Consider the following 24,188-nt stretch of genomic DNA (forward strand, 5'->3'; position numbering starts at 1 on the left):
GACCGGGCTCGTGACGGGCGGAACGTTCTGATGCTCGCCCCCCGCTACGACACCTGGACGGCGAGGAGACAGAGGTCGTCCTCCCGGCAGGCCGGCCCGGCGACGTCGGTGAGGACGCCGTCGCAGAGGTCGGCGAGACCGCCCAGCCCGCCGGCGCTGTGGCAGGCCGCGGCGCGGGTGAGTGTGTCGAGCCTGTCGGTGAGGGAGACCCCCCGTCTTTCCACGAGCCCGTCGGTGTAGAGCAGGAGCCGGGCGCCCGGCGGCAGGCTCAGGTCGGTCTGCCCGTAGGTGAGCGTCGGGGCGGCGCCGAGGATCGGGCCGTGGACGTCGTCGAGGTACTCGGGGCCGGCGCCGGTGAGCATCAGGGGAGGTGGGTGGCCGGCGCATGACCAGGTGAGCTGGTGAGTGGCCGGGTCGAGACGGGTCACGACGGCGGTGGCCGTGGTGCCGTCCGGCTCGGGAGCGAGGTTCCCCGACAGCTGGGTGGTGATGTCCGCCGGCGAATAGCCGGCGAGGGCGTAGGCACGGGTCGCGTGGCGCAGCTCGGCCATCGCGGCCACGGCGGGCAGCCCGTGGCCGGCGACGTCGCCGACGACCAGCAGGACCGCGCCGTCGGCGAGCAGGCACGCGTCGTACCAGTCACCGCCGACACGGGCACCTCGGGCGGCCGGCAGGTAGCGGGCGACGAGGGCCACGCCGGGCAGGCGCGGAAGACTCTGCGGAAGGATGGAACGCTGCAGCATGTCGACCATCGCGTGCCGCCACGTGACGTCGACGACGAGCCCGATCACCCGGGTCGCCTCGCCTGCGGAGCTGGCCACGATCCGGCCGAGTCCCTGTATCCACACCTGGGAGCCGTCCCGCCGCACCACGCGATACTCGGCCAGGTAGGAGCCACAGGCCGCTATCGCGTTGTCTACGGCCTCCTGCACCCCGGGGAGGTCGTCGGGATGGATGGTCGCGTAGAAGTCCGCCATCGTCTCACCGAACTCGTCGAGGCGCAGACCGTGCAGCTCGGCGGTGCGTCGGTCCCAGGTCAGCCTCCCGCTGACGATGTCCCGATCCCAGATGCCGACCTCGGCGTCGGCATGCGCGATGTCATCCGCCTGAGCCAGCGCCCAGCCGGCACCTGGCTCGATCGCCTCGATCCGGTCCACCACTGCACGGGCCCTACCCCAGCCCCCGCCCACACATGCCGACGTCAGCCGGCTGGAGCAGCACCCGGCGCGACATCCTCGGCGTCGACCCCACCCGACCCCCCATGACCCGATAGCAAGATCACAGAGGCTGGGTGGCGCCGCGGAATCCGCTGTGCGGAACACGGGACTAGCCGCGCATGGCGAGATTCCGGCTGATACTCGCCGCTGCGCGTCGCACCTGGTCGATGTGTCGTATCGAGACCCGCCCGGCGGCCGTGATGACGGCGACCGATGCGACGGCCTGCCCGTTCGGCCGGCGAATGGCGGCAGCGACGCAGCAGATTCCGCGGACAAGCATCTGGCTGTCCATGGCAACCCCGCGGTCGCGGATATCGGCGCGTGCCCGGCGCCACTCGGCCTCCGAGAACTGCGGAGGCCCGTCGAGGTCAGGCCGCTCCGCGAGAAGGACCTGCCCGGAGGCGGTCGCGGGCGGAGCGGAGCTGGTCGGGCTGAGGACCACACCATGGGCCGGGGCCAGCACACTGACTGCGTCGACCACGACAACGTCCGGGTCGTCACGGAGAACGGCGATGATGACCGTGGCGTCGGAGTCCCGAACCAGGTCGCGAACGGGTGTGTGGGACGCGCGAAGCAGCGGTGTGTGTGACGGCCGGACATTCCTCATCCGATGCACGGCCGGCCCGACGCGGTATGCCGAGTGCACCCGCTCGACCGCGCCGACCGCGACCAGCTGATCGAGCAGGCGATACGTGGTCGCCTTGGGCAGATCCGCCAGCCTCGCCAGCCGGGACAGCCCGGCCGTTCCCTCACCGGAGACGGCCTCCAGCAGCTGGAACGCGCGCTCAAGGACCCCTTGGCCGGATTTTCCCGCTGGCTCCTGGTCGCCATCGTCGCAACCCGCCGCCGGGGGCGCCGGGCTGGCCGGGTGACTGCCTGCGGGAGCTCTATCGGCGGTGACCGTGTCCTCACCCGTGATCGCCGTCATGTGCCCTCCGAACCAACTGGCTTCTGGTCGCCGCCGAACCGGCTCGCTCGGGCGGGCTGCCGCGCGGAGAAGACCACCGGCTGCGCCTCCCGGCATCCGCAGCTTTTCGGGCAAGGCGTCCGCGGTACGCCGCGGCGGAATCATATCCTCGCAATGACCGGTCCATTGAATGGACCGGGAACTGTTCTCCGCTGCCTTCTCCGTCCAGTCTCGGACTGTCAGGGCGGCCGGTCGCAGTGATTTCTTCGGGATCACTGTTTCTGCACGGTCGCGATGCGGAAGTCCGCTGATGCCGAGTGGAGGAACCATGCGGGGCCGAATGCGCGCAGGCCTGACCGCGGTCCTGGCCGCGGTGGCGCTCCTCATGCTGGTCGCGTGTGGCTCCTCGGACGAAAGCGGCAGCGGCGACGGCTCGTTTCTCGATCCCGGCTCGGACGGCGGTGTCTCGACCGATCCGGGAGCTGGCTCCGGCGACGGATCCACCTCCGCCTCGGGCGACGACGGCAGGACCTACACGCTCTCGGTCAGCACCGAGGGAGGCGAGGTCCTCGTCGAATCCTCCCGAGGGACGGTCCGGTGCCCGCCGAACTGCACGTTCCAGGTGGCGTCCGGGCGGCAGATAACACTTGTCGCGACGGAGCCCACCTCCGAGGTCTTCGGCCGGTGGGAGGTCACCGGCGCGGGGCGGGGCAGGGACACCTGTGCGGGCACACGATCCCTCTCGTGCACGATCACGATCACCGGTGATGTGACCGCGCTGGCCCGCTACGGCGCGCAGCCGGACCCGGTCACGGAGCCGGAGGACACCACGGGCCCGGACCAGGCGTCGACGTCCGGTTCCGATGCGAGCCAGGAGCCGGGGGCGTCAACGACGTCGCAGCATGGCTGACGGGAACCGGATCTTTCTCAGCTATGCGGAGGCCGACCGCGAGTGGGTGGCCGGCTACCTGACGCCCGCTCTCGGGCTGCGCGCCGACCAGGTGCTCACCGCCGACCAGTTTCCACCGGGCGAGCCGGTTGTCACCGCGTTCGAACAGGCGGTTCTCAGCAGCCGCGCCACCGTGGTGGTGCTGACTCCGGCGTACCTGACCGACAGATGGGCTCTGCTCGCGGAGCTGCTGGCTTCCTACCAGGACATCGCCGCCGCCGACAGTGCCGGTCCCAGTGCCCGGGTCGTCCCGGTGCTGCGGGAGCCGTGCGACATCCCGCTGCGCGTCGGCTTCCGGGTCCGGCTCGACTTCACCGATCGCGGCCGCTGGGAGGCACAGGCCGCCCGGCTGCGGGCGTTCCTCGCCCAGCCGGAGCCACCGGCGGCCGAGGAGATCCGCTGCCCCTACCCGGGCCTGGCTCCGTTCGGCCGAACGCACACCCGGTTCTTCCACGGTCGTGATCGCGAGATCTCCGACCTGCGTCGGCGCGTGCGGTCGCAACCGTTCACCCTGGTGGTCGGTCCGTCCGGCTCGGGTAAGTCATCGCTGGTCCTCGCCGGTCTGGTGCCCCGGCTCGGCGCAGACCCGGACCGGTGGCTGGTGCGGACGCTGCGGCCAGGCGCGGCGCCGATGTCAGCCCTCGCCGCGGCGCTGGAGCTCACGCGGCGGGGGCCAGCCGCGCAGCTGTCGGTACCGGCCGCCTCGGCGGTGGCAGGTCTGCTTGCCGGCCGGTTGCCCTCCGACGGTGAGGTGCTCTCCGACGGTGAGGTGCCCTCCGACGGCGAGGTGCCCTCCGACGGCGAGGTGCGGCCGGCGGGCCGGCTGCTGCTCGTCGTCGACCAGTTGGAGGAGGTGTTCGCCCAGGCACCGGCGGACGCCCGGGCCGCCTTCCTGGCCACGCTCGTCGAGCTGCGCGGCGTCGAGTCCTGCCGGGTGGTCGCGACGGTGCGGGCGGACTTCTACCCGGAGCTGATGACCAGCCCACTGTGGCCGCTCGACCTGGGCGAACGAGTCGAGATCGCGCCGCTGCGAGGGGCGCCGCTGCGTGAGGCGATCGTTCGGCCGGCCGGCGACGTCGGCGTCCACGTGGACCGGGGCCTGGTCGAACGCCTGATCGCCGACGCGGCGGACGAGCCGGGCTCGCTGCCGCTGGTGCAGGAGACGATGGCCACCCTGTGGGACGAGCGGGACCGCCGGCTGCTCACCCTCGCCGCCTACGATCAGCTGGGCACCGACGGGCGCGGGGGCCTCGCCGCCGTGCTCGCCATCCGCGCGGACGGGGTGCTGGCCGGGCTGACCCCGGCGCAGCGTGCCGTCGTCCGCCGGGTTCTGCTGCGCCTGGTCCAACCGGGCGACGGCCGTGGCGACACGCGCCGTCAGCAGCCGGTGTCCGCGCTGCGGGCTGTTGACGAGGATCCGGCGGTGTTCGATGTCGTCCTCGCCCGACTGCTCGATGCCCGGCTGCTGACGCCGAGTGGTGACAACAGCGGAGCGGAGCGGTGCGTCGACCTCGCGCACGAGGCCCTCATCGCGGGCTGGCCGATGCTGCGCCAGTGGATCGACACGGCCCGCCAGGACCTGCTCGTCGCGCGGGCGCTGGCCCGCGACGCCGAGCAGTGGTCGACCGGTGGCCGCGACGACAGCGACCTCTACCGGGGGGCTCGGCTCGCCGTCGCCGCGGACTGGGCCACGGCGAACAGCACGGAGCTCAACCGGCTCGAACGGGACTTCCTCCACGCCGGTCAGGCCCGCCAGGCCGGTGAGCTCGCGGCAGCGCGGCGCACCAACCGGCGGCTGCGCTGGTTCGCGCGGGGACTTGCCGCGTTCCTGACGCTGGCGATCGCCGCGTCGGGGCTGGCGGTCGCGCAGTCGGTGCGGGCTGGCAGGCAGGCCGATCTGGCCGCCGTGCAGAGCCGCGCGGCGCTGTCGCGCCAGCTCGCCGCCCAGGCGGTCGCGGCCCAGAGCAGCCAGGTCTCCCGAGCGCTCCTGCTCGCGGCCCAGGCCTCCCGCGTGGACGACACGGCCGAGGCGTACAGCGCGCTGCTGTCCACGCTGCAGAACAGTGACCCACGCCTGGTCAGCGTCCTCGCCGGCAGCGGCGCCGGCGGATCGGCCGGCGTCACCGGACCCGTCGGTGCCGGTGTGCCAGTCCGCGCGGTCGCGGTCAGCCCGGACGGGCGAACGGTGGCGACCGGCTCCGAGACGGGCACGGTGACCTGGTGGGACGCCGACCGTCAGCGCCCCGCGGGTGCCACGGCGAGCGACCAGCGAGACGCGATCCAGGCCCTGGCCTTCAGCCCGGACGGCCGGACTCTCGCCTCGGGCAGCCTCGACGGCACGACCCAGCTGTGGGACGTGGCCGGTGGGCGCCCGCTCGGACCGCCGCTGCGTGCCGCGCAGGACTCGGTGTGGGCCGTCGCGTTCGGCCCGGGCGGCGCCGTCCTGGCGGTCGGCGGCGGAGCCCGCGACGGCCAGAGCGCGGGTGGCCAGAGCGCGGGCGGGGTGGTCACGGTCTGGGATGTGGCCCGGCGCGCGCCGGTCGACTCCTTCGAGATGGCCGGCGGCAGGCCGGTGGCCGCCGTCGCGTTCAGTCGCGACGGCGCCGCGCTCAGCGCGGCCGGCCTGGACGGGGCGGCGAGCATCCGGGACCTGGCCTCGCACCGCACCCGGGTCGCCCAGCCCCCCGTGGGAAGCTTCACCGCGGCCGCGCTGGGGGCCGACGGACGGATGCTCGCGCTTGGCACCGGCACAGGCCTGGTCGAGATGTGGGACATCACGGCGGAGCGGCAGCTGCTGCCCCTGCGTGCCGACCATCTGGACCTGGTGGAGGACGTCGCGGTCAGCTCCGACGGCCGGCTCGTCGCCGCCGGCGGCGTGAACCACACGGTCGTCGTCTGGGACACCACCACCGGCAGCATGGTCGGCGACCCGCTGCGCGGGCACGCGGCAGGCCTGGAGTCGGTCGCCTTCGGCCCGGACGGGCGCACCGTCGTCTCGGGGGACGGGGGCGGCAGCGCGATCCACTGGGACCTCACCGGCCGGCCGGGCGGGCGGGCACCGCTGACCGGCCACCGGGCAGCGGTGTGGGGCCTGTCCGCGAGCCCGGACGGGCGCCTGCTCGCCACCTCCTCCGACGACGGCACCGTCATGCTCTGGGACGTCCGCGGTGGACGTGGGCGCGCCGTGTTCCACGGCAGCGGGCAGACGCAGGCGCTGGCGTTCACGCCGGACGGCCGCTGGCTGGCTGTCGGCCAGGGCGGAGCCGTCGCCCTGTGGGAGGTGGCGGGCGACCACACGGTCCGAGCGCTGCCGACGGGGACGACGGCGGGCACGACGGCCCTCGCCGTCGGCCCGGACGGCCGCTGGCTCGCGGCGGGCACCAGCGACCGCGCCGTACTGCTGTGGGATCTGTCCGAGGCCCACCCCGTCGGCCGGCGCCTGCCCCCGCACACCGGCATGGTCACCGGGCTGGCGTTCAGCCCCGACGGGCGCATGGTGGCCTCCACCGGTCTGGACGGCATCGTCGCGCTGTGGGACGTCGGCGCCGGCCGGTCCGCCGGCACGTTGGGCGGTGTGGGTGATGCCAGCCTGCAGAGCCTCGCCTTCGACCCGGCCGGTCGGATCCTCGTGACCGGCGACGAGCACGGCACCATCAGCAGCTGGGACGTGGCCCGCCGGCAGCCCCGGCAGAGCGCGCTCGCGGCGCACTCGGGGCCGGTGTACGGCGTCGCCATCAGCTCTGACGGGCGCACCGCCGCGACCGGCGGTGGGGACGGTCTGATCGTGCTGTGGCGGCGCGACGACGCGGGCCGATGGTCCCGCCTCGACGAGCCGCTGCGGGGGCACACCGGCGCGGTCACCAACGTCGTGTTCGGTCCCGACGGCCGCACCCTCGTCTCGGCGAGCTTCGACGGCACGGCCCGCCAGTGGGACGTCGATCCCGAGTCGTGGCGGCGGCGCGCCTGCGCGATCGCCAACCGCGACCTGACCCGCACAGAATGGAGCCAGTTCGTGGGCGAGAACCTCAGCTACGAGTCGACCTGCGGGTTCACCCGGTGACCCGGCCGACCTCGGAGGGCACAGGGAGCGCGGGGAGCGTCCAGGGTGCGGCCGGTGCGCCGGACCTCCCGTACGACGTGTTCGTCAGCTACCGGCACCGGGAGCCGGCGCTGTCCTGGGTTCGCCACCGGCTGGTTCCCGGCCTGCGGCAGCGGGGCCTGCGGGTCTGCCTCGACGTGGACTCGTTCCGCCTCGGCGCACCGCTGGTCCTGGAGATGGAGCGCGCGGTGGTCGAAAGCCGGTGCACCCTGGCCGTCCTCACGCCCGCCTACCTGGACGGCACCTTCACCGAGCTGGAGAACGTGCTCGCCGAGCATCTGGGCCTGGAGACGGCGCAGCGGAGGCTGATCATGGTTCTGCGTGAGCCCTGCGAGCCGAAGCTGCGGCTGCGGGCCCGGATGTGGCTCGACCTCACCGCCGACGACGAGCTCGAGGCAGGCTGCGACCGCCTGGCGGGTGAGATTCGCTCCCTGCAGCCGCCACCGCGGTAGGTCCTGGCCGTGGCCGCGCGGTTCCGGGCGAGTACGACGGGCCGGGGCGCGGCCGGCCGGCGCTCAGGCGCTCTGGCGCTGGAAGACCCGGGTTCCCCACAGCGCCAGCAGACCTGTCAGGGCAACGGCGACCAGCGTGCCCACCCACACGTGCTGGTCGCCGAAGTCGCCGCGGAACAGCGCGCGGCTGGCGTCGACGATGTAGCTCAGTGGGTTGGCCTGGGAGGTGTGCCGCAGCCACGCCGGCGCCAGCGACATCGGCAGCAGCACCCCGGACAGCAGCAGCAGCGGCAGCGAGACGCCCTGCACGAACGGGGCGAACGCGTCCTCGTCCTTCAGGATCAGGCCCATCGCGTAGGACGCGGCCGAGATACCCAGGCCCAGCAGGCAGACGAGGACGAGCGTCGACGCGACGCCGCTCCACGAGGCGCGCAGCCCGAACGGCAGGGCGACGACGACCAGCAGCAGGGCCTGGACGGCCGTCACGACCATGTTGCTCAGGGTCCGGCCGAGGATGAGGGAGGCGCGGCTGGCGGGGGTGACCCGCTGGCGTTCGATCACGCCTTCGCGCAGCTCCTGGATGATGCCGAAACCGGCGAAACCCGCACCGAAGATCGTCAGCTGGAGCAGCAGGCCCGGGACGAACACCCGCCAGGCGTCGTCGCCGCCGAGGCCGCCGCCGGTGACGTTCTTCAGCAGCGGGCCGAACAACACCAGGTAGATGATCGGCTGGGTCAGGCCGAAGAACACCCACACCGGATTGCGCAGCAGGACGCGCATCTGCCGCTGGAAGACGACCCAGATCTCGGTTCGCATCAGGCCGCCGCCTCATCGCGCAGGGTCCGGCCGGTCAGGGTCAGGAAGACGTCGTCGAGCGTGGGCCGCTCGACGCTGATCGAGGTCGGGCTCAGGCCGGCGGCGTCCAGACCGCGCAGGATCGGCGCGACGGCGACCGTGCCGTCGTCGACCGTCACGTGCAGCCCGGCATCGGTGGCGACCAGGTCGCGGATCGGATGCGCCTCCTTCACCACCGCCTCGGCGCGGTCGCGGGCCTGCAGGTCGGGCAGGCCGAGCCGGACGACGTCACCGGCGACCCGGGACTTGAGCGCGGCCGGCGTGTCGTTCGCGACGATGAGGCCGCCGTCCATGACCAGGATGCGGTCGGCGAGCGCGTCGGCCTCGTCGAGGTAGTGGGTGGTCAGAACGACTGTCACTCCGGCGTCGTCGCGCAGGGAGCGGATATGCGTCCACAGGTTCGCTCGGCTCTGTGGGTCGAGCCCCGCGGTCGGCTCGTCGAGGAACACCAGCCGCGGCCGGTGCATCAGGCCGATCGCCACGTCGAAGCGGCGCCGCTGACCACCGGACAGCTCCAGCAGCGCGCGGCCCTCCAGACCGGCGAGGTCGAGCCGCGGGGCGAGCTCCGCGACACGGTCCCGCGCATCCGCCGCGGACATGCCCTGCAGCCGGGCCTGGGTGACGAGCTCCTCGCCGACCCGCAGCCCCGCGCTGGGCGCGGCGCCCACCTGCGCGACGTAGCCGATGCGGCGCCGCACCTCCCGGGCCTGGCGGACCAGATCCAGGCCGGCGACCGTCGCTGTGCCCGAGCTCGGGAGAAGCAACGTGGTGAGCATGCGCAGGGTGGTGGTCTTGCCGGCGCCGTTGGGACCGAGCAGACCGACGATCTCGCCTGCGCGGACGTCGAGGTCGATGCCGCGGACGGCGTCGAGGGGACCGGTCTTCGTCTTGAAGGTGCGGGTGAGGCTCCGCGCCTGAATCAGATCATCCGCTGCCACGGGCGCAGCATCACACAGGGGCCGACGATTAGTCAAACTTGAGTAAATGGAGCCTCGTCATTGCCGGAGGTGGCCGGACTGTCGGGGAGCGGGCCCGGACCGGTGGCGCGGTCGGGCCCGGGGGCGGAGAAGCCGGGATCGCCGACGAAGCAGTACGCGCCGGCGCGGATCCTGCGGATGAACTGGCGGGCCCAGGTGATCTCGGCGCGGATCCGGCCGGTGGTGAAGTCGAAGATCTCGCGGACGTGCTCGGGGATCCCGCCGTCGGCACCGGTGGCCCCGTCGGCGATGGAGCCGCGGGTGAACGCGGCCTCGGCCAGCTCCGACTCCAGGGCGGTGACGCGCGACTGCAACGCCCGGACGAGCTCGTCGCGTGGCATGAAGAGCATCAGGCACAGGGCGGGGATCAGCGGTTCCGCCGGGCGGCGCACCGTCCACCACGCCTCCCGCAACAGCAGGGTGAACTCCTTCTCGCCCTCCGGGGTGAGGACGTAGGCCGTCCGCTCCGGCCGGTTGCTCTCGCTGTCCCGCGCGTGCACCGCGATGCACCCGTCCCGTTCCAGGGTTCGGATCGCGCCGTAGACCGAGCCGGGACGGACGTTGGCCACCTCCTCGAGCCGCCAGGTCACCAGTTCGCGGCGCACGTGGTAGCCGTGCACGGGCTGCATGATCCGGATCGCACCGAGAACGAGCAGGCGGGTCGCTGAGGACATCAGCCCATGCTAGTCAATCTTGACTGAGTCACGGACCGCGTTCCGGCCGGTGCGCCCGACGCGCCGCCCGCCGCCGTGCGCGGCGCGTCGGTGGAGACCTCCGCGCCTGCGCCGGGCGGGACGTCACTCGTACCGGACGACCGCCGAGGCCGAGTCCGGGACGCCCTGGCAGGTGAGAACGTAGCCCTCCTCGATCTCCTCCTCGGTGAGGGCCTCGTTGACGCGCATGGTCGCCGTGCCCTCCACCAGCTTGGCGATACAGGTGGCGCAGGTGCCGGACTCGCAGGAGAACGGCGGGGTGAGCCCGCCGCGCCGGGCGCTCTCCAGGAAGGTCTCACCGGGCCGCCGGGGCACCGAGATCTTCTTGTTGCGCAGGATGATGGTGACGGTGCCCTCGATCTCCACCTCGGCGCTCGCCGCCCCGTCGCCCTCGGCGTCGTCGCCTTCGGGGGCGATCACCGCGGCGGCGCCGAAGCGCTCGGTGAAGACCTTGCCCGGGCCGGGAAAGGCGTTCTCGACGAGGTCCATGAACGGCTCGGGGCCGCACACGTAGACGTCGGCGTCGGTGTCGGTGCCGACGAAGGCCAGCACGGCGGCGGCGTCGAGATAGCCGCTGTCGCTGTCGAGGTGACGCACCACGGTGAGCCGGTCGGGATACCGCGCGACCAGGTCGGCCAGGGCGGCCTCGAAAATCATCGAGGGCGCGTCCCGGTCGGCGCACAGCAGCCGGACCTCACGCTTCGTGCTGGCGAGAGCGCTTTTCGCCAGCGAGATGACCGGCGTGATGCCGCTGCCGCCGCAGAATCCCAGCAGCGGGGCGTCGTTGTCCTGCAGGCAGAACACGCCGAACGGCCGGGTGATCTCGACTTCGTCACCCGCGGCGACATTGTCGATGAGCCAGTTGGAGACCCGCCCGCCGGCCACCCGCTTGACGGTCGTCATCAGCTCGGTGTCGGTCTCGGGCGCGCTGGACATCGAATAGGAGCGCAGCAGTTCCTCGCCGTCGATCTCGACCCGGAACGTGCAGAACTGGCCGGCACGGTAGGTGAACGGACCACTGCTCGGAGCGAGGACGAAGGTGCGGGTGTCGGCGGTCTCGCGGATGATCCGGGTGACGGTCGCCCTCTGGAACAGAGGGGGTCTCGGCATCTACGGCCTCCTTCTGGTATGAAGATTCTACTGAGGTGAGAATATAATTTCCGGGAGTGGGAGGGGAGCCTTCCACCGGCGTCTCGGACGTGCTGCTGGCAGCGTGGTGACCATTCGTTTCGATCCGCGTGATGACCGTTCGAAAGGAGCGGCGATGAGTGATCAAGCCGCGCTCGTCTTCGAGGAACGGCAGTACAGCCTGGCACATCTTGAGGCGCTGACCGACGGGATGGCGGGAGCACTGGCGAAGCACGGGGTCCGGGCCGGTGAGCGGGTGGCGCTCATGGCCTCGAACCGACCCGAGTTCGTGCTCGCCGTCCGGGCGGCCTGGCGTCTGGGAGCCGCCATCGTAGCGCTGAGCCCCTCCTGGAAGCAGGCCGAGATCGAGCACGCGCTGGCCATCACCGGTGCCCGCCTGGCCGTCGGTGACCAGGAGCTGCTCGGGAACCTGCTGCCGATGTGGCACCTGGACGAGCCGATCCCCACCGGCGGCGGGCCGTTCCCGGCCACCGACCCGGACGCGGACGCGCTGCTGGTCTTCAGCTCGGGCACCACCGGCCTGCCCAAGGCGGTCCGGCACACGGCGAGATCCTTCGCCACCGCCGTCGGGCAGTGGCGCGACGTGCTGGGCCTGACCGGCGCCGACCGCATCCAGGTGACCACCCCGCCGTCACACATCCTGGGCATCCTCAACATCGTCACCGCGCTGGAGACCGGCGCCTGGTTACGCCTGCACCGCCGCTTCGACCTGGACCTGGTGCTGCGCTCGATCGAGCACGACCGGATCACCGTGGAGATGGCTGTCGCGCCGATCGCGCTGGCGATGGCCTCGCACCCGGCGCTGGAGTCCTACGACCTGTCGTCGCTGCGCTACATCATGTGGGGCGCCACCCCGGTCACCGCCAGCGTCGCCGAGACGGTCACCCGCCGCACCGGCGTCGGCTGGGTGCCCGCCTACGGGGCCAGCGAGCTGCCCGTCATCGCCTGCAACCCGCTGGCCGGCGCCCGGCTCGACAGCGTCGGGAAGGCCGCCCCCGGGGTGACCCTGCGCGTGGTCTCCCTGGAGACCGGCGCCGTGCTCGGCCCCGGCGAGACCGGCGAGATCCAGGCCCGCTCCGACTCGCTGATGGCCGGCTACCTGCCCGCCGAGGCCACCGAGGACGCCTTCGCCGACGGCTGGTACCGCACCGGTGACGTCGGTGAGATCGACGCCGACGGGTGGCTGCGGCTGACCGACCGGGTCCGGGAGATGGTCAAGGTCCGCGGGTTCCAGGTCGCCCCCGCCGAGGTCGAGGGCGTCCTGCACGGCCACCCGGCGGTGGCCGACTGCGCGGTGTTCGGCATCCCCGACCCCGCCGACGGCGAGGCCCTGATCGCGGCGGTGACGGTCGCGGCCGGGACAGCTGCGGCCGGGACGACGAGTGCCCCGGTGGACGCCGACGCGCTCGTCGCCTGGGTGGGCGAGCGGCTCGCCTCCTACAAGCGGCCACGCACGGTCGTGTTCGTCGACGACATCCCCCGCCTGCCGTCCGGCAAGGTACTGCGGCGAGTTCTCAAGGAGCGCTATGGACGTACGTCTGACCACTGAGCAACGCGACCTGCGGGACGCGGCCGCGCGGCTCGCCGACGACCTCGGCCCCGGATCCGTGCTGGATCTCGACGACGGCGAGCGCGTCGAGCGGCTGGAGAAGGCGGTCGCTGCCACCGGCTGGCGGTCGCTGCGCTCCGACGGCGCCTCCGGGGTGGAGGTCGCCCTCGTCGTCGAGGAGTTCGCCCGCGGGCTGGTCGACGTCCCGCTGCTCGGGCCGCTGCTCGCCGACGACCTGCGCGCGCGGCTCGGGGACGAGGCCGAGGCGGCCGAGCCGGTGGCGCTCGCTGTAGGCGACGAGGCGGTCGACGCCCGCGGTCTGCGTGGCGCGCTCGGCCTGCGCGCGGCCGGCGACGGCGGCACGGTCGGTGTCGGCGGTGCCGGCGGCACGGTCGGCACGGTCGGTGTCGGCGAGCCCGTGTTCGGGATCGACCTGACCCGGACCAACGCCGCGGCCAGCGGGCCCTTCGAGCCGGTCGGCGAGGTCTCCGCGGATGCCGCGCTGCGCTGGCACGCGCTGGCGCTCACCGTGACGACCGCCGACATCCTGGGCGCGGCCCGCGGCGCGTACGCGCTGGCGTGCGACTACGCCAAGGTGCGCTCGCAGTACGGCCGCACCATCGGCTCGTTCCAGGCCATCGCCCACCTGCTCGCCGAGAGCCTCGCGCTGATCGAGGGCTCGGTGAGCGTGCTGCGCTACGCGGCGTGGGCCGTCGACGAGCTGGAGCCCGCCGAGGCGGTTCGCGCCGGCCAGGTCGCCAAGGTCTACACCGCCCGGGCGGCGCAGACCATCTGCGAGACGTCCGTGCAGGTCCACGGCGGTATCGGCAACACCTGGGAGTGCCTGGCCCACGTCTTCCTGCGGCGCGTGCTGACATCCGGCGCGCTGTTCCCGGTTTCTCTGGAGGAGATCGACCTTGGACTTTCGTGATTCGCCGGAGGAGGCCGCGTTCCGCGCGCGGCTGCAGGCGTGGCTGGCCGAGAACGCGAAGAAGTTCCCCACCTCGGGCGACGAGTACTGGGCGAAGGCGGGGGAGTGGCATCAGGCCCTGCACGCCGCCGGGTTCTTCGGGAGCACCTGGCCGAAGGCGTACGGGGGGCAGGAGCTGCCGGCCGTCTACGACGTGATCGTCGACGAGGAGCTGGCCCGCGCCGGCGCCCCGGCCCGGCCGAGCCTGGGCTACCTGGTGATCGGCCTGGGCCGGCACGGCAGCGAGGCGCTGCGCCAGCGGTTCCTGCCCGGGATGATCAACGGCACCGAGCGCTGGTGCCAGGGCTTCAGCGAGCCCGGCGCGGGCTCCGACCTGGCCTCGCTGACCACCACGGCCACCCTGGAGGGCGACCACTACGTCCTGCACGGCCACAAGATCTGGACGAGCTACTCCGACGAGGCCGACTGGTGCCTGGTGCTCGCCCGCACCGACCCGGCCGCGCCGCGGCACAAGGGCATCTCCGGGTTCATCGTGTCGATGCACCAGCCCGGCATCGAGCAGCGCCCGCTGCCGATGATGAACGGGGTGACCAAGGAGTTCGGCCAGGTCCTGTTCGACGGGGCGACGGTGCCGGTCGACCAGATGGTCGGCGCGCCCGGCGAGGGCTGGAAGCTGGCGATGACCGTCGTCGGGCACGAGCGGGAGCCCTCGACGCTCGGCTTCACCGCGCGGTACGGCAAGACCGTCCGCAACCTGGCGGCGACCCTCGACGGGCCGCCGTCGGACGAGCTGCGCTGGGCCGCGGTGCAGACCGAGATGCTCCGGCTGCACGTGCGCCGGCGGCTGTCCGAGCAGCTCGACGAGGTCAGCCACGGTCCGGACGGATCCCTGGACAAGCTGCTGATGACCTGGGTCGAGCAGTCGGTCGGGCACGCCTGCCTCGCCTCGGGCGGCACCCGTGACCCCGAGCTGCTGAGCACCTATCTGTACAGCCGCGCGCAGAGCGTCATGGGCGGCACGTCGCAGATCCAGAAGAACATCATCGCGGGACGGATCATCGGCCTCGAGGTCTGAGCCCGGGCCGGGCGAGTCCCGGCCTGGCCTGGCCTGGCCCGGGCCGGGACCTGCGTGGAACCGGCGAGGCCGGTCATCCCGATGCGGCGGCGACCGCCGGGTGGGATGACCGGCCTCGGCCGGGTGCCTGCTACTTGGGCGGGAAGCGCAGCGCGCCGTCGAGGCGGATGACCTCGCCGTTGAGGTAGTCGTTGGTGATGAGCTGCTCGGCGAGCGAGCCGTACTCGACCGACTGGCCCATCCGCTTCGGGAACGGGACCTGCGGGCCCCAGTAGGCCTCCAGCTTGTCGGCGGCCTTGCCGTAGGCCGGGGTGTTGATTGTGCCCGGCGCGATCGCGTTCACCCGGATGCCCAGCGGCGACAGGTCACGCGCGGCGACCAGCGTCATGGAGATGACGCCGCCCTTGGCGGCGGCGTACGCGATCTGGCCGATCTGGCCCTCGAAGCCGGCGATCGAGGCGGTGTTGACGATGGCGCCCCGGGCGCCGCCTTCCAGCGGCTCCTCCTGTGCGATGGCCGCGGCCACCAGCCGGGTCACGTTGAACACCGAGGTGAGGTAGTACGTGATGGTCGTGGTGAAGGCGTCCAGGGCGTGCGGCGTGCCGTCCTTGCCGACGAGGCGCCCACCGGCGGCCGGGCCGCCGTGGGTGTCGACCGAGATCCGCAGCGGGCCGAGCGCCTTGGCCTCGGCGATCGCGGCGAGGATGTCCTCCTCCGAGGTGGCGTCGGTGCGGACGTAGCGAATGCCCAGCTCGGACTCGAGGGCCTTGCCCTTCTCGTCCGCGACGTCGGCCACCACGACCTTCGCGCCCGCGGCGTGCAGGCGGCGGACGGTGGCCTCGCCCAGGCCGCCGGTCCCACCGACGACGAGCGCGGAGTTTCCGCTGATCTCCATTAAGCTTTCCCTCTCTTGCTAGTCAAGCTCTCGCTCTGGAAGACTAACATTCTCATGAATGCGATCCCGATCAGAAATATCGCGTCTTCCGCTGGCTGCCGACCCCGGTTCACGCGGGTTGGCGATCAGACCCGGGGTGCCGGAACAGCCGGCCACGGCACGTGTGCCAGGCGGCGGGCCGATGGATCCCCCGGCGGTCCCCGATGAACATTCTGGAGAATGTCGCCGCCGCGCGCGCTGGTTCACTGCGCGCTGTCGGGCGGTTGCTCAGCATGGCCGAGGGCGCCGGCCGCGGCGAGCTGCTGGCGGTGCTCGAACCGGCCCCGATCCGGGTGCTGGGAGTGACCGGTCCGCCCGGCGCCGGCAAGTCGACCACCATCGGCGCGCTGGTCGGCGCCTACCGGGAACGCGGGCTGCGGGTGGCGGTGCTCGCGGTCGACCCGTCCTCGCCGTACAGCGGCGGCGCGCTGCTGGGCGACCGCATCCGGATGGCGGCGCACACGACCGACCCGGGGGTGCTGATCCGTTCGCTGGCGGCCCGGGGCCACCTGGGCGGGCTGTCCGCGGCCGTGCCGGCGGCGGTCCGGGTGCTCGCCGCGCTCGGCTATGACCTGGTGCTGCTGGAGACCGTGGGCGTGGGCCAGTCCGAGATCGAGATCGCCGCGGTCGCGGACCCGACCCTCGTCGTGCTGACACCGGGCGCGGGGGACGCCGTCCAGGCCGCCAAGGCCGGCCTGCTGGAGGTCGCCGACCTGCTCGTGGTCAACAAGGCGGACCGCGACGGTGCCGAGCAGACCGTGCGCGAGCTGCGCCAGGAGACGGATGTGCCGGTGCTGACGCTGGTCGCCTCGCGGGGGGAGGGGCTGCCCGCCCTCCTCGACGCGATCGACGCCCACCACCGGGCGGACACGGTGGCCCGCCGGACGGCCCGGGCGCACGCCCAGATCCTGTCCCTGGCGCAGAGCCGCCTGCGTGAGCATCCCGACCTGGCGGCCCTGGCCGCCGACGTCGCGCAGGGCCGGCGCGACCCCTACACCGCCGCCGAGCTGCTGCTGGGCGGCACCGAGGACGCGCGCACCGAGGACGCGCGCACCGAGGACGCGCGCGCTGCGGGTGTGCTCAGGCCTGGCTCGTAGCCGAGCCCGTCACCGCGCCCGGCCCGGCGAAGCCGGAGAAGCAGAACTCCCAGGCCTCGTCGACGGTGATGGGATGAGCGTTCTCACTCGCGGCGACGCCGTTGGACTGGGAGAGGAACATGGCGGTCTGCATCACCATCGCGGCCGCCCGGCGGGGCCGTAGGCCGGTACGCAGCTGACCGGCTTCCGCCGCCCGGGTCATCATCTCGGTGATGAGGGTGAGCAGCGGCGCGTGCGCCACCCGGACCTCGGCCGGATGCGACACCAGCAGCTGGGGGGCGAAGTCCGTGAACAGCGGCCGGCGCTGCCGGGCCTGGTCGGTGTGGCTCTGCTCGAACAGCAGCCGGACGGCGATCTGCAGCTGGCCGACGGGGTCGGGCTCGGTCTCGGTGGCGGCGCGGATCTCCTCGGCCGACTCGCTCAGCGCGTTCTCGAACAGGGCGAGCAGCAGTTCGTGCTTGCCGCTGAAGTGCTGGTAGAAGCTGCGCAGCGACTGGCGGGACCGGTCGACGACCTCCTGGACGGTGAGGTCGAGGGAGCCCTTCTCGGCGATGATCGCCTGGGCGGCGTCCAGGAACTGGACCACCCGCTGCTCGGCCCGGATCTTGGCGGCCCGGGTCGAGCGTTCGACGGCACGCTGCTTCCAGGCAGGCTCTTCCTTCGTCGTGCTCACGGGCAGCTCCGTCTTCTGGGCCATGTATCAGAACGTACTGCACTGGCGCTACAACATTCGGCCAACCGCGGCTGGTAGCCGCACCACAGAGGTGGGAGATGCTGGTTTCGGATGTCGAGAATGTTATTCTCGCACCGGGACGGCCGGGCTGGCTACCGGCGGGCCGGCGTTGGGTGGAACCTGCGACCCGACTCTGGGATGTTGGGAGATCCGAGGCGGTCCAGCGGGCGTCGGAGTGGGTGACGGAGCGGATGACGGGGGCGGCCGAGGCTGGCCGTACCTGGTACATCCGGGTTCGGGCGGGTCGTACGCTCACCTGAACCTCGAAGTCGTCTTGATGGTTCGAGCGCTGCCTGAACTGCGTGCTCGGGCTGCCCCGGAACTGAGGAGCCTGGTGTGTACATCAACTACGAAGTCGCCGACCGGATCGCGACGATTAGCCTCAACCGGCCCGATGTCGCGAACGCACAGAACATGGAGCTCCTGGAGGAGCTCGACGCGGCCTGGACGAAGGCCGCGTCGGACAACGACGTCGCGGTGATCGTGCTGCGCGGGGAAGGCAGGCACTTCTCCGCGGGGCACGACCTGAAGTCCAGCTCACCCGGCCCGGACAAGATCACCCTGGAGTGGATCTACCAGGTGGAGGCGCGGCGGTACCTGGAGTTCTCGCTGCGGTGGCGCAACGTCCCGAAGCCGTCGATCGCCGCGGTGCAGGGCCGGTGCATCGCCGGCGGCCTGCTGCTGGCCTGGCCCTGTGACCTCATCGTGGCCGCCGAGGACGCGCTGTTCTCGGACCCCGTGGTGGCCATGGGCATCGGCGGCGTCGAGTACCACGGGCACACCTGGGAGCTGGGGCCCCGCAAGGCCAAGGAGATCCTGTTCACCGGGCGCGCGGTCACCGCCACCGAGGCGGAGCAGATCGGCATGGTGAACAAGGTGGTGCCCCGCGAGGAGCTCGACGCGCAGACCCGGGCGCTCGCCGCGCACATCGCCACGATGCCGAGCTTCGGGCTGCGCCAGGCCAAGCGGGCGGTCAACCAGACCCTCGACGTGCAGGGCTTCTACGCGGCGATCCAGTCCGTGTTCGACATCCACCAGACCGGGCACGGCAACGCGCTGAGCGTCAGCGGCTGGCCGGTCCTGGTCAACCTTGACCAGATGAAGTCCGCGATCAAGCAGGCGAACTAGGGTCCTGCCCGGGCCTGGATCCTGCCCGGTCCGTCCGGCTCGATCCCGCCTGTCCTGCTCCATCCCGCACCGCACCAGTGCGACGCGTCATCCGACGGCGTCGGCCGAGTTGGAGGAGGCGCCATGACCGCAACGGACGAGCGGGAGCTGCCCGGGCCCGCGGCGGGCGGCCGGCGCCCCCTCGAAGGGCTCGTCGTCGTCGGACTGGAGCAGGCCGTCGCGGCCCCGATCGCGACCCGGCACCTGGCCGACATGGGCGCGCGGGTGGTGAAGGTCGAGAACCCGCGCGGCGGCGACTTCGCGCGCCACTACGACGACGCGCTGAACGGCATGGCGGCGCACTTCGTGTGGTGCAACCGGGGCAAGGAGTCGGTGAGCCTCAACTGGACGGACCCACGCGGAGCCGAGGTGCTGGAACGGCTGCTGAGCCGCGCCGACATCCTCATCCAGAACCTCGGCCCGGGTGCGGCGAGCCGCCGGGGCGTCGCCGCCGAGCAGGCGTGCGCCCGCCACCCGCGGCTGATCGCGGTCGACATCTCCGGCTACGGCGAGGGCGGCCCGCTGTCCCACAAGCGGGCCTACGACCTGCTGGTCCAGTCCGAGGGCGGCTCCTGCGCGGTGACCGGTGAGCCGGGCCGGCCGGCCAAGGCGGGCATCCCGCTGGTCGACCTCGCGACCGGCATGTACGCGTTGAGCTCCGTGCTGGCGGCCCTGCACGCCCGGGCGGCGACCGGGCGCGGCTCCGCGATCGCGATCAGCCTGTTCGACGTCGTCGCCGAGTGGATGGGGTACCCGCTCAACTACACCCAGGGGAGCGGCGTGGAGCAGGAGCCGGCCGGGGTCGGCTCGCCGGCTGTCGCGCCGTACGGCGCCTACCTGACGGCGGACGGTCAGACCGTCGTGCTGGGAACCACGAACGACCGTGAGTGGCAGCGGCTGGCCCGCCAGGTCCTCGACCGCCCCGACCTGGCCGACGACCCGGCCTTCGCCGGCAACGCCGACCGGGTCCGGGAGCGGGCCCAGCTGGACGAGGTGATCGCGGCCTGGGCGAAGGGCGTCACCCTGGACCGCGCGCAGCAGATCCTGGACGACGCGGAGCTCGGCAACGCCCGGCTCAACGGGGTGCAGGACGTCCTCGACCACCCGCACCTGGCCGCGCGGGACCGCTGGCGCGAGATCGACACCCCCACCGGCCCCACCCGCGCGCTGCTGCCGCCCCCGATCGCGGCCGAGTGGGCCCCGCCGATGGGCGCCGTGCCCGCGCTCGGCGCGCACACCGACTCCGTCCTGGCCGAGCTCGGGTACGCCCCGGAGGAGATCACCGCGCTGCGCCAGGACCGAGTGGTCTGACGCCGGGCCCGGCGGGCGCTCGGGACGACCGCGCCGGGGGACTTCCACACGGCGGACTTCTGCGGGAGACTTCGGCAGGGACCGCCGAGTTCGGAAGATCGTATACGGACGGGTGTGCGGTCAGGAATGCGGTCGACTTAATAGAAACCACCTTGTGCGACTGCCCCATAATGTGGCTAACATCATGCTCCGTCATGTGGGTATGAAGATCCGCGTATGTGGGGAGTGTCGGAGCCGTGCTTTTTGGCATCGCTGGGCGCCCCCTCTCGCTCGTCCAGCCTGGGGGAAAGATGCGCACGGGTGGTTTACGGTGCCTGTTATGCGCGGCGGTGGCGGTTCTGCTCGCGGGCGTGTCGGGCTGTGCCGCGCAGTCGGGGTCGCCGGAGGCCACCGCCGCCGCCTGTGACAGCCCCGGCGTCACGGCCGACCAGGTCCGGCTCGGCCTCGTGGTCTCCGACTCCGGCACCGGCTCCCTCGCGTTCTCCTCCGCACGCGCCGGCGTGGACGCCCGTCTCGGCCTCGCCAACGCCGAGGGCGGCGTGCACGGGCGCAAGGTCGTCTACGACTGGGAGGACGACAAGGCCTCCCAGAGCGACAACGCCCAGGTCGTCCGGGACCTCGTGGCCGGAGACTCCGTGTTCGGCATCCTGTCCGTCAGCATCGCGCTCGGCGGTTCGCTGGACGAGACGGAGAAGCAGGGCGTTCCCGTCGTCGGGCTCGCGGTGGAAAGCTGGGCCCGCTACCAGAACCTCTTCGCCTACGCCTACCAGACCTCCCCCCTGACCGTGGGCCGCTACATCCAGGCCGCGGGTGGCAAGAAGGTCGGCATCCTGGTCACCGGCTCGCAGGACTCCGTCCTGTCGACCACCAACCTCTACCGGGACGCGTTCCGCCAGATCGGCCTCGACAGCACGGACGTCGTGTCCTTCGCCAGCGCCAGCACGAGCCCGCTGCGGGCCGCCCAACAGCTGGCCGCGGCCGGCGCCGACTCCCTGCTGGGCTTCACCTCCGCCGAGGACATGGCCGCCGTGATCGGCGCCGCCCGCCAGGCGAACCTCAACCTCGCCGCGAGCGTCTCGCTCAGCGGCTACGCCCGTTCCACCCTGTCGTCGCTGGGGCGCGGGCTGGCCGGGGTCTCCATTCCCGTGTACTTCCGGCCCTTCGAGGCCGGTGGCGCCGACCTCGATCGTTACGTCGCCGCCATGATCAAGTACTCGCCCGAGACCACGCAGCCCCAGCAGGAGTTCGCCATGTACGGCTACCTGTGGGCCGACATGTTCCTGCGCGGTCTTGAGGTGGCCGGTGACTGCCCGACCCGGAACACGTTCATGACCGGCCTGCGCCAGCAGCGCAGCTACGACGCCGACGGCCTGCTCGCACCGATCAACCTGGGCACCAACGCGCAGAACCCGCTCGGCTGCTACGCCTTCGTGAAGGTCAACCCCGCCGGCACCGCGTTCGACGTGGCCCGCGAACGTCTCTGCGAGGACGGCACCAGCGGCTGACCCGCGTCCGCGGCACCGTCGGCGCATCACCGCCGGCGGTGCCGTCAGCGCTGTCAGGCGGTGCCGTCAGCGCGCTGTCAGAGGTTGATCAGGCGCGGGGCCTGGCCCTGCTCGCGGAGGTGCGCGCCGGCCTGGCGGGTGAGGTCGCGCGCACTGCCGAGCAGCCCGTCGAGGGTGAGCGCGCGCCGCAGGTGATGGTGGAAGTCGTGCTCGGCGGTGAAGCCGATGCCGGCCAGGACCTGCTGGCAGTTGCGGGCGGCGTCCAGGGCGGCCCGGCCGGCCGCGGCCTTGGCGAGCAGGCAGGTGAACGGCTCCGGCGACGCGGTGGCGGCGTTCAGGGTGGCCTCGGCGCCTTCGAGCGCGACGAGGGTCTCGGCGAGCCGGTGGCGGACCGCCTGGAACGACGCGATGGGCCGACCGAACTGGGCGCGGGCCAACGCGTGCTCACGGGCGAGGGCGAGCATCGTCCGGCCGGTGCCCAGCAGCCACCAGCCCAGCGCACGATGGGCCGCGGCGAGGGGGAGCCCCGGGTCGCCGGGCGCAGCCAGACGCAGCGGCAGCGTCGGGTCGAGGAGATCGCCGGCGCCTTCGGAGGACGGCTGCGCCGCGGGGGCGTCGGCGCGTTCCCAGCGGACCCAGCGGCCACCGGTGAACGGCAGCGTCACGGTGGTCCCGAGCGGCTCACCGCCGGCCTGGGCCACGACGTCGTTGAGGACGGAGGCGTGGCTGCCGGTCTCGCCCAGCAGGGCGAACACCACCGGGATGGCGGTGTCCGGCTCCTCGGTGAGCAGGTCGGCCCAGCCGAGTTCGTCCAGAGCGGCATCCAGGGCGGCCCCACTGCTGCCGGTCATGGCCTTGCGGAAGGTCTCGACGACCAGGTCGTGTTCGGCGGCGTCCACGGTTACCCCTTTACTCCTTGCCGAGGTCGAGCAGCCGGCGCGCGATGATGTTCCGCTGGATCTCGGCGGTGCCGCCGTAGATGGTCGCGGCACGGGAGTAGAGGTACTCGGAGCGCCACCGGGGGTCGGTGAGCTCGACGGCGCCGGGAAGCAGGTCGCGTGCGGTGTCGAACAGGCGCTGTTCGGCGGTGGCGAGCAGCACCTTGTCGATGGATGTCTCCGGGCCCAGGCGGGCGCCGTCGGCGAGGCGGCGCTGGGTCGCGTGGGAACGGCACCTGATCGTGTGCAACGCCAGGTACGCCGCGCCCAGATCAGCGTCGTCGGCCCCGGCCCCAGCCCCGGCCGCGCCTGAGGCCGCGGCCGCCGTCGTGGTCACGGTCTCGCCGATGAGCCGCTCCAGCCGCTCGTAGAGGAACGCGACCCGATGCCAGAAGCAGGTGGACCGCTCGTGGGGGAGCAGGTCCATCGCGAGCTGCCAGCCGTCACCGGGCCGGCCGAGCATCCGATCGCCCGGTACGACGACGTCGTCGAAGAACACCTCGGCGAACTCGTCGATGCCGTGCATGGTGCGCAGCGGACGGACCGTGATCCCCGGCGTGTCCATGTCGACGAAGAACGCGGTGATCCCGCCGTGGCCCGGCGCGGTGCGGGTGAGCAGCACGCAGCGCTGGGAGTACTGCGCCAGGCTCGTCCACACCTTCTGCCCGTTGACCACCCAGTCGTCGCCGCGGGGCTCGGCGCGGGTCGACAGCGAGGCCAGGTCACTGCCCGATCCGGGCTCGGAGAAGCCCTGGCACCACTGCTCGGCGCCGGACAGCAGCAGCGGCACCATCTCGGCGGCCAGCGCCGGCGGCGCGTAGGAGATCATGGTGGGGGCGAGGACCTCGATCATCGAGTAGATCCCCGGCTCCGCCAGGTCGCGGCTGGCGACCTCCTCACCGAGCACCGCGCGCAGCGCCGCGGGCCCGCCCAGGCCCCCCACCTCGGCCGGCCAGCCGTATCGCATCCAGCCGGCGTCGTACAGGGCGCGACGCACCCGGGCCAGCTGCGCGACCTGACCGTCGAGGGAGTGGTCGGGGCCGGCGGAGAGGTCGTTGTGCGTGAACCACTCCCGGACGGCCGCCCGGAACTCCTCGATCGTCGCGGGCTTGGTCACGGGGCTGGTCACGGGGTCGGCTCGTACGCGTGCGGACGTCCCGAGTCGTGGTCACCGCTGCGGCGGATGAAGGTCATCTTCCGGGTGCGCAGGCGCCAGCCGTCCGCCGTGCGCTGGTAGGTGTCCGAGTAGTAGCCGATCCGCATGTCGTGCTTGGAGTGTTCGATGAAGCAGAGCGGCTGGGTGCCGGTACCGGTGTCACCGTCGAGGTCGACCAGCACGGTCCCGGTCAGGAACAGCCCCTTGGGCGCGGCCGCGACCATCTTGGGAAACAGGTCGAGGGTGAAAACGTCACCGAAGGCGCTGTAGGTGCCGTCCGGGGTGAAGACCGAAAGCAGCCCGTCGATGTCGCCCTTGGTGATGGTCACCGCGTACTTGGCGAGCAGCTGCTGGATCTCGACGACATCGTCAGTGGACAAAGCCCTTGCCACCCTTCATCGCGAACATCGCGTTCTACCGCACGCGTTCTACCGCATATGTTCTATCGCACACGTTCCATGGATACCGGGTCTG

Annotated in this window: 21 protein-coding genes; 10 read left to right on the forward strand and 11 right to left on the reverse strand. The window is 72.4% G+C overall.

Features of this window, described 5'->3' with window-relative positions; all coding sequences use genetic code 11:
• Positions 1-44: 44 nt before the first annotated feature.
• On the reverse strand, positions 45-1,157 hold the full coding sequence (locus AWX74_RS13855) for a PP2C family protein-serine/threonine phosphatase (RefSeq protein WP_131799457.1): 1,113 nt from the start codon (positions 1,155-1,157) through the stop codon (positions 45-47).
• Between the two features lie 169 nt (positions 1,158-1,326).
• On the reverse strand, positions 1,327-2,145 hold the full coding sequence (locus tag AWX74_RS13860) for an IclR family transcriptional regulator (RefSeq protein WP_165615614.1): 819 nt from the start codon (positions 2,143-2,145) through the stop codon (positions 1,327-1,329).
• A gap of 307 nt (positions 2,146-2,452) precedes the next feature.
• On the opposite strand from AWX74_RS13860, the gene AWX74_RS13865 reads away from it, so the two are divergent.
• Genes AWX74_RS13865 through AWX74_RS13875 form a run of 3 tightly spaced genes read left to right on the forward strand, consistent with a single transcriptional unit; the run spans position 2,453 to position 7,624 of the window.
• Positions 2,453-3,034, forward strand: coding sequence for a hypothetical protein (locus AWX74_RS13865; RefSeq protein WP_165615615.1), 582 nt, complete (start codon positions 2,453-2,455; stop codon positions 3,032-3,034).
• Positions 3,027-7,133, forward strand: a complete 4,107-nt coding sequence (locus AWX74_RS13870) for an nSTAND1 domain-containing NTPase (RefSeq protein ID WP_165615616.1) — start codon at positions 3,027-3,029, stop codon at positions 7,131-7,133. The genes AWX74_RS13865 and AWX74_RS13870 overlap by 8 nt, the downstream gene beginning before the upstream one ends.
• Complete coding sequence (locus AWX74_RS13875; RefSeq protein ID WP_165615617.1) at positions 7,130-7,624, forward strand: toll/interleukin-1 receptor domain-containing protein; 495 nt, start codon at positions 7,130-7,132, stop codon at positions 7,622-7,624. Before AWX74_RS13870 ends, AWX74_RS13875 begins: the two co-directional genes overlap by 4 nt.
• Positions 7,625-7,687: 63 nt before the next feature.
• Here the strand turns inward: AWX74_RS13875 and AWX74_RS13880 are convergent, their stop codons facing one another.
• From AWX74_RS13880 to AWX74_RS13895, 4 genes are all read right to left on the reverse strand, one after another.
• Positions 7,688-8,440 (reverse strand): ABC transporter permease, encoded by a 753-nt coding sequence (locus tag AWX74_RS13880; protein WP_091276271.1) that lies wholly within the window; start codon positions 8,438-8,440, stop codon positions 7,688-7,690.
• Complete coding sequence (locus tag AWX74_RS13885; RefSeq protein ID WP_091276274.1) at positions 8,440-9,417, reverse strand: ATP-binding cassette domain-containing protein; 978 nt, start codon at positions 9,415-9,417, stop codon at positions 8,440-8,442. Before AWX74_RS13885 ends, AWX74_RS13880 begins: the two co-directional genes overlap by 1 nt.
• A 32-nt stretch (positions 9,418-9,449) precedes the next feature.
• Complete coding sequence (locus AWX74_RS13890) at positions 9,450-10,130, reverse strand: PadR family transcriptional regulator (protein WP_091276277.1); 681 nt, start codon at positions 10,128-10,130, stop codon at positions 9,450-9,452.
• 123 nt (positions 10,131-10,253) lie between these two features.
• Positions 10,254-11,279 carry a ferredoxin--NADP reductase gene (locus AWX74_RS13895; protein WP_091276280.1) on the reverse strand — a complete coding sequence of 342 codons (1,026 nt, stop codon included), beginning with the start codon at positions 11,277-11,279 and terminating at the stop codon, positions 10,254-10,256.
• Positions 11,280-11,433: 154 nt separating this feature from the next.
• Here AWX74_RS13895 and AWX74_RS13900 point away from each other — a divergent pair, with 154 nt between their 5' ends.
• Genes AWX74_RS13900 through AWX74_RS13910 form a run of 3 tightly spaced genes read left to right on the forward strand, consistent with a single transcriptional unit; the run spans position 11,434 to position 14,873 of the window.
• Entirely contained in the window at positions 11,434-12,867 is a 1,434-nt protein-coding gene (locus AWX74_RS13900; RefSeq protein WP_091276283.1) for a class I adenylate-forming enzyme family protein, read from the forward strand.
• A complete protein-coding gene (locus AWX74_RS13905) occupies positions 12,845-13,798 on the forward strand; it encodes an acyl-CoA dehydrogenase family protein (protein ID WP_091276856.1) in 954 nt (317 codons plus the stop codon). Before AWX74_RS13900 ends, AWX74_RS13905 begins: the two co-directional genes overlap by 23 nt.
• On the forward strand, positions 13,785-14,873 hold the full coding sequence (locus tag AWX74_RS13910) for an acyl-CoA dehydrogenase family protein (protein ID WP_091276287.1): 1,089 nt from the start codon (positions 13,785-13,787) through the stop codon (positions 14,871-14,873). Before AWX74_RS13905 ends, AWX74_RS13910 begins: the two co-directional genes overlap by 14 nt.
• Positions 14,874-15,003: 130 nt before the next feature.
• On the opposite strand, the gene AWX74_RS13915 is transcribed toward AWX74_RS13910, so the two are convergent.
• The gene (locus tag AWX74_RS13915; protein ID WP_054570208.1) at positions 15,004-15,768 is read right to left on the reverse strand and encodes an SDR family NAD(P)-dependent oxidoreductase; all 765 of its coding nucleotides are present in this window, start codon (positions 15,766-15,768) and stop codon (positions 15,004-15,006) included.
• 203 nt (positions 15,769-15,971) lie between these two features.
• Here AWX74_RS13915 and meaB point away from each other — a divergent pair, with 203 nt between their 5' ends.
• The gene (meaB, locus tag AWX74_RS13920; RefSeq protein WP_091276290.1) at positions 15,972-16,904 is read left to right on the forward strand and encodes a methylmalonyl Co-A mutase-associated GTPase MeaB; all 933 of its coding nucleotides are present in this window, start codon (positions 15,972-15,974) and stop codon (positions 16,902-16,904) included.
• Here the strand turns inward: meaB and AWX74_RS13925 are convergent.
• Positions 16,888-17,577: a TetR/AcrR family transcriptional regulator gene (locus AWX74_RS13925; protein WP_479724497.1), complete on the reverse strand. Its 690-nt coding sequence runs from the start codon at positions 17,575-17,577 to the stop codon at positions 16,888-16,890. The two genes, meaB and AWX74_RS13925, sit on opposite strands and share 17 nt — an antisense overlap.
• 396 nt (positions 17,578-17,973) lie before the next feature.
• Here AWX74_RS13925 and AWX74_RS13930 point away from each other — a divergent pair, with 396 nt between their 5' ends.
• From AWX74_RS13930 to AWX74_RS13940, 3 genes are all read left to right on the forward strand, one after another.
• Complete coding sequence (locus tag AWX74_RS13930; RefSeq protein WP_091276296.1) at positions 17,974-18,765, forward strand: enoyl-CoA hydratase; 792 nt, start codon at positions 17,974-17,976, stop codon at positions 18,763-18,765.
• A 123-nt stretch (positions 18,766-18,888) separates the two neighbouring features.
• On the forward strand, positions 18,889-20,115 hold the full coding sequence (locus AWX74_RS13935; protein WP_091276298.1) for a CaiB/BaiF CoA transferase family protein: 1,227 nt from the start codon (positions 18,889-18,891) through the stop codon (positions 20,113-20,115).
• A 290-nt stretch (positions 20,116-20,405) separates the two neighbouring features.
• Positions 20,406-21,620 (forward strand): ABC transporter substrate-binding protein, encoded by a 1,215-nt coding sequence (locus AWX74_RS13940; RefSeq protein WP_091276301.1) that lies wholly within the window; start codon positions 20,406-20,408, stop codon positions 21,618-21,620.
• Positions 21,621-21,697: 77 nt separating this feature from the next.
• Here AWX74_RS13940 and AWX74_RS13945 read toward each other — a convergent pair whose 3' ends face one another.
• Genes AWX74_RS13945 through AWX74_RS13955 form a run of 3 tightly spaced genes read right to left on the reverse strand, consistent with a single transcriptional unit; the run spans position 21,698 to position 24,094 of the window.
• Positions 21,698-22,519 (reverse strand): acyl-CoA dehydrogenase family protein, encoded by an 822-nt coding sequence (locus tag AWX74_RS13945; RefSeq protein ID WP_091276303.1) that lies wholly within the window; start codon positions 22,517-22,519, stop codon positions 21,698-21,700.
• A gap of 10 nt (positions 22,520-22,529) precedes the next feature.
• Positions 22,530-23,687: an acyl-CoA dehydrogenase family protein gene (locus AWX74_RS13950; RefSeq protein WP_091276307.1), complete on the reverse strand. Its 1,158-nt coding sequence runs from the start codon at positions 23,685-23,687 to the stop codon at positions 22,530-22,532.
• A complete protein-coding gene (locus AWX74_RS13955) occupies positions 23,684-24,094 on the reverse strand; it encodes a nuclear transport factor 2 family protein (protein ID WP_091276309.1) in 411 nt (136 codons plus the stop codon). Before AWX74_RS13955 ends, AWX74_RS13950 begins: the two co-directional genes overlap by 4 nt.
• Between the last annotated feature and the right edge of the window lie 94 nt (positions 24,095-24,188).

Origin of the sequence: Parafrankia irregularis (genome assembly GCF_001536285.1) — a bacterium.
Lineage (GTDB): Bacteria > Actinomycetota > Actinomycetes > Frankiales > Frankiaceae > Parafrankia > Parafrankia irregularis.

Coding starts and splice junctions, on each gene's coding strand:
- AWX74_RS13935 (WP_091276298.1), top strand. CDS start 18,889: ATGACCGCAACGGACGAGCGGGAGCTGCCCGGGCCCGCGGCGGGCGGC.
- AWX74_RS13905 (WP_091276856.1), top strand. CDS start 12,845: ATGGACGTACGTCTGACCACTGAGCAACGCGACCTGCGGGACGCGGCC.
- AWX74_RS13880 (WP_091276271.1), bottom strand. CDS start 8,440: ATGCGAACCGAGATCTGGGTCGTCTTCCAGCGGCAGATGCGCGTCCTG.
- AWX74_RS13915 (WP_054570208.1), bottom strand. CDS start 15,768: ATGGAGATCAGCGGAAACTCCGCGCTCGTCGTCGGTGGGACCGGCGGC.
- AWX74_RS13940 (WP_091276301.1), top strand. CDS start 20,406: ATGCGCACGGGTGGTTTACGGTGCCTGTTATGCGCGGCGGTGGCGGTT.
- AWX74_RS13890 (WP_091276277.1), bottom strand. CDS start 10,130: ATGTCCTCAGCGACCCGCCTGCTCGTTCTCGGTGCGATCCGGATCATG.
- AWX74_RS13860 (WP_165615614.1), bottom strand. CDS start 2,145: ATGACGGCGATCACGGGTGAGGACACGGTCACCGCCGATAGAGCTCCC.
- meaB (WP_091276290.1), top strand. CDS start 15,972: ATGAACATTCTGGAGAATGTCGCCGCCGCGCGCGCTGGTTCACTGCGC.
- AWX74_RS13895 (WP_091276280.1), bottom strand. CDS start 11,279: ATGCCGAGACCCCCTCTGTTCCAGAGGGCGACCGTCACCCGGATCATC.
- AWX74_RS13900 (WP_091276283.1), top strand. CDS start 11,434: ATGAGTGATCAAGCCGCGCTCGTCTTCGAGGAACGGCAGTACAGCCTG.
- AWX74_RS13865 (WP_165615615.1), top strand. CDS start 2,453: ATGCGGGGCCGAATGCGCGCAGGCCTGACCGCGGTCCTGGCCGCGGTG.
- AWX74_RS13870 (WP_165615616.1), top strand. CDS start 3,027: ATGGCTGACGGGAACCGGATCTTTCTCAGCTATGCGGAGGCCGACCGC.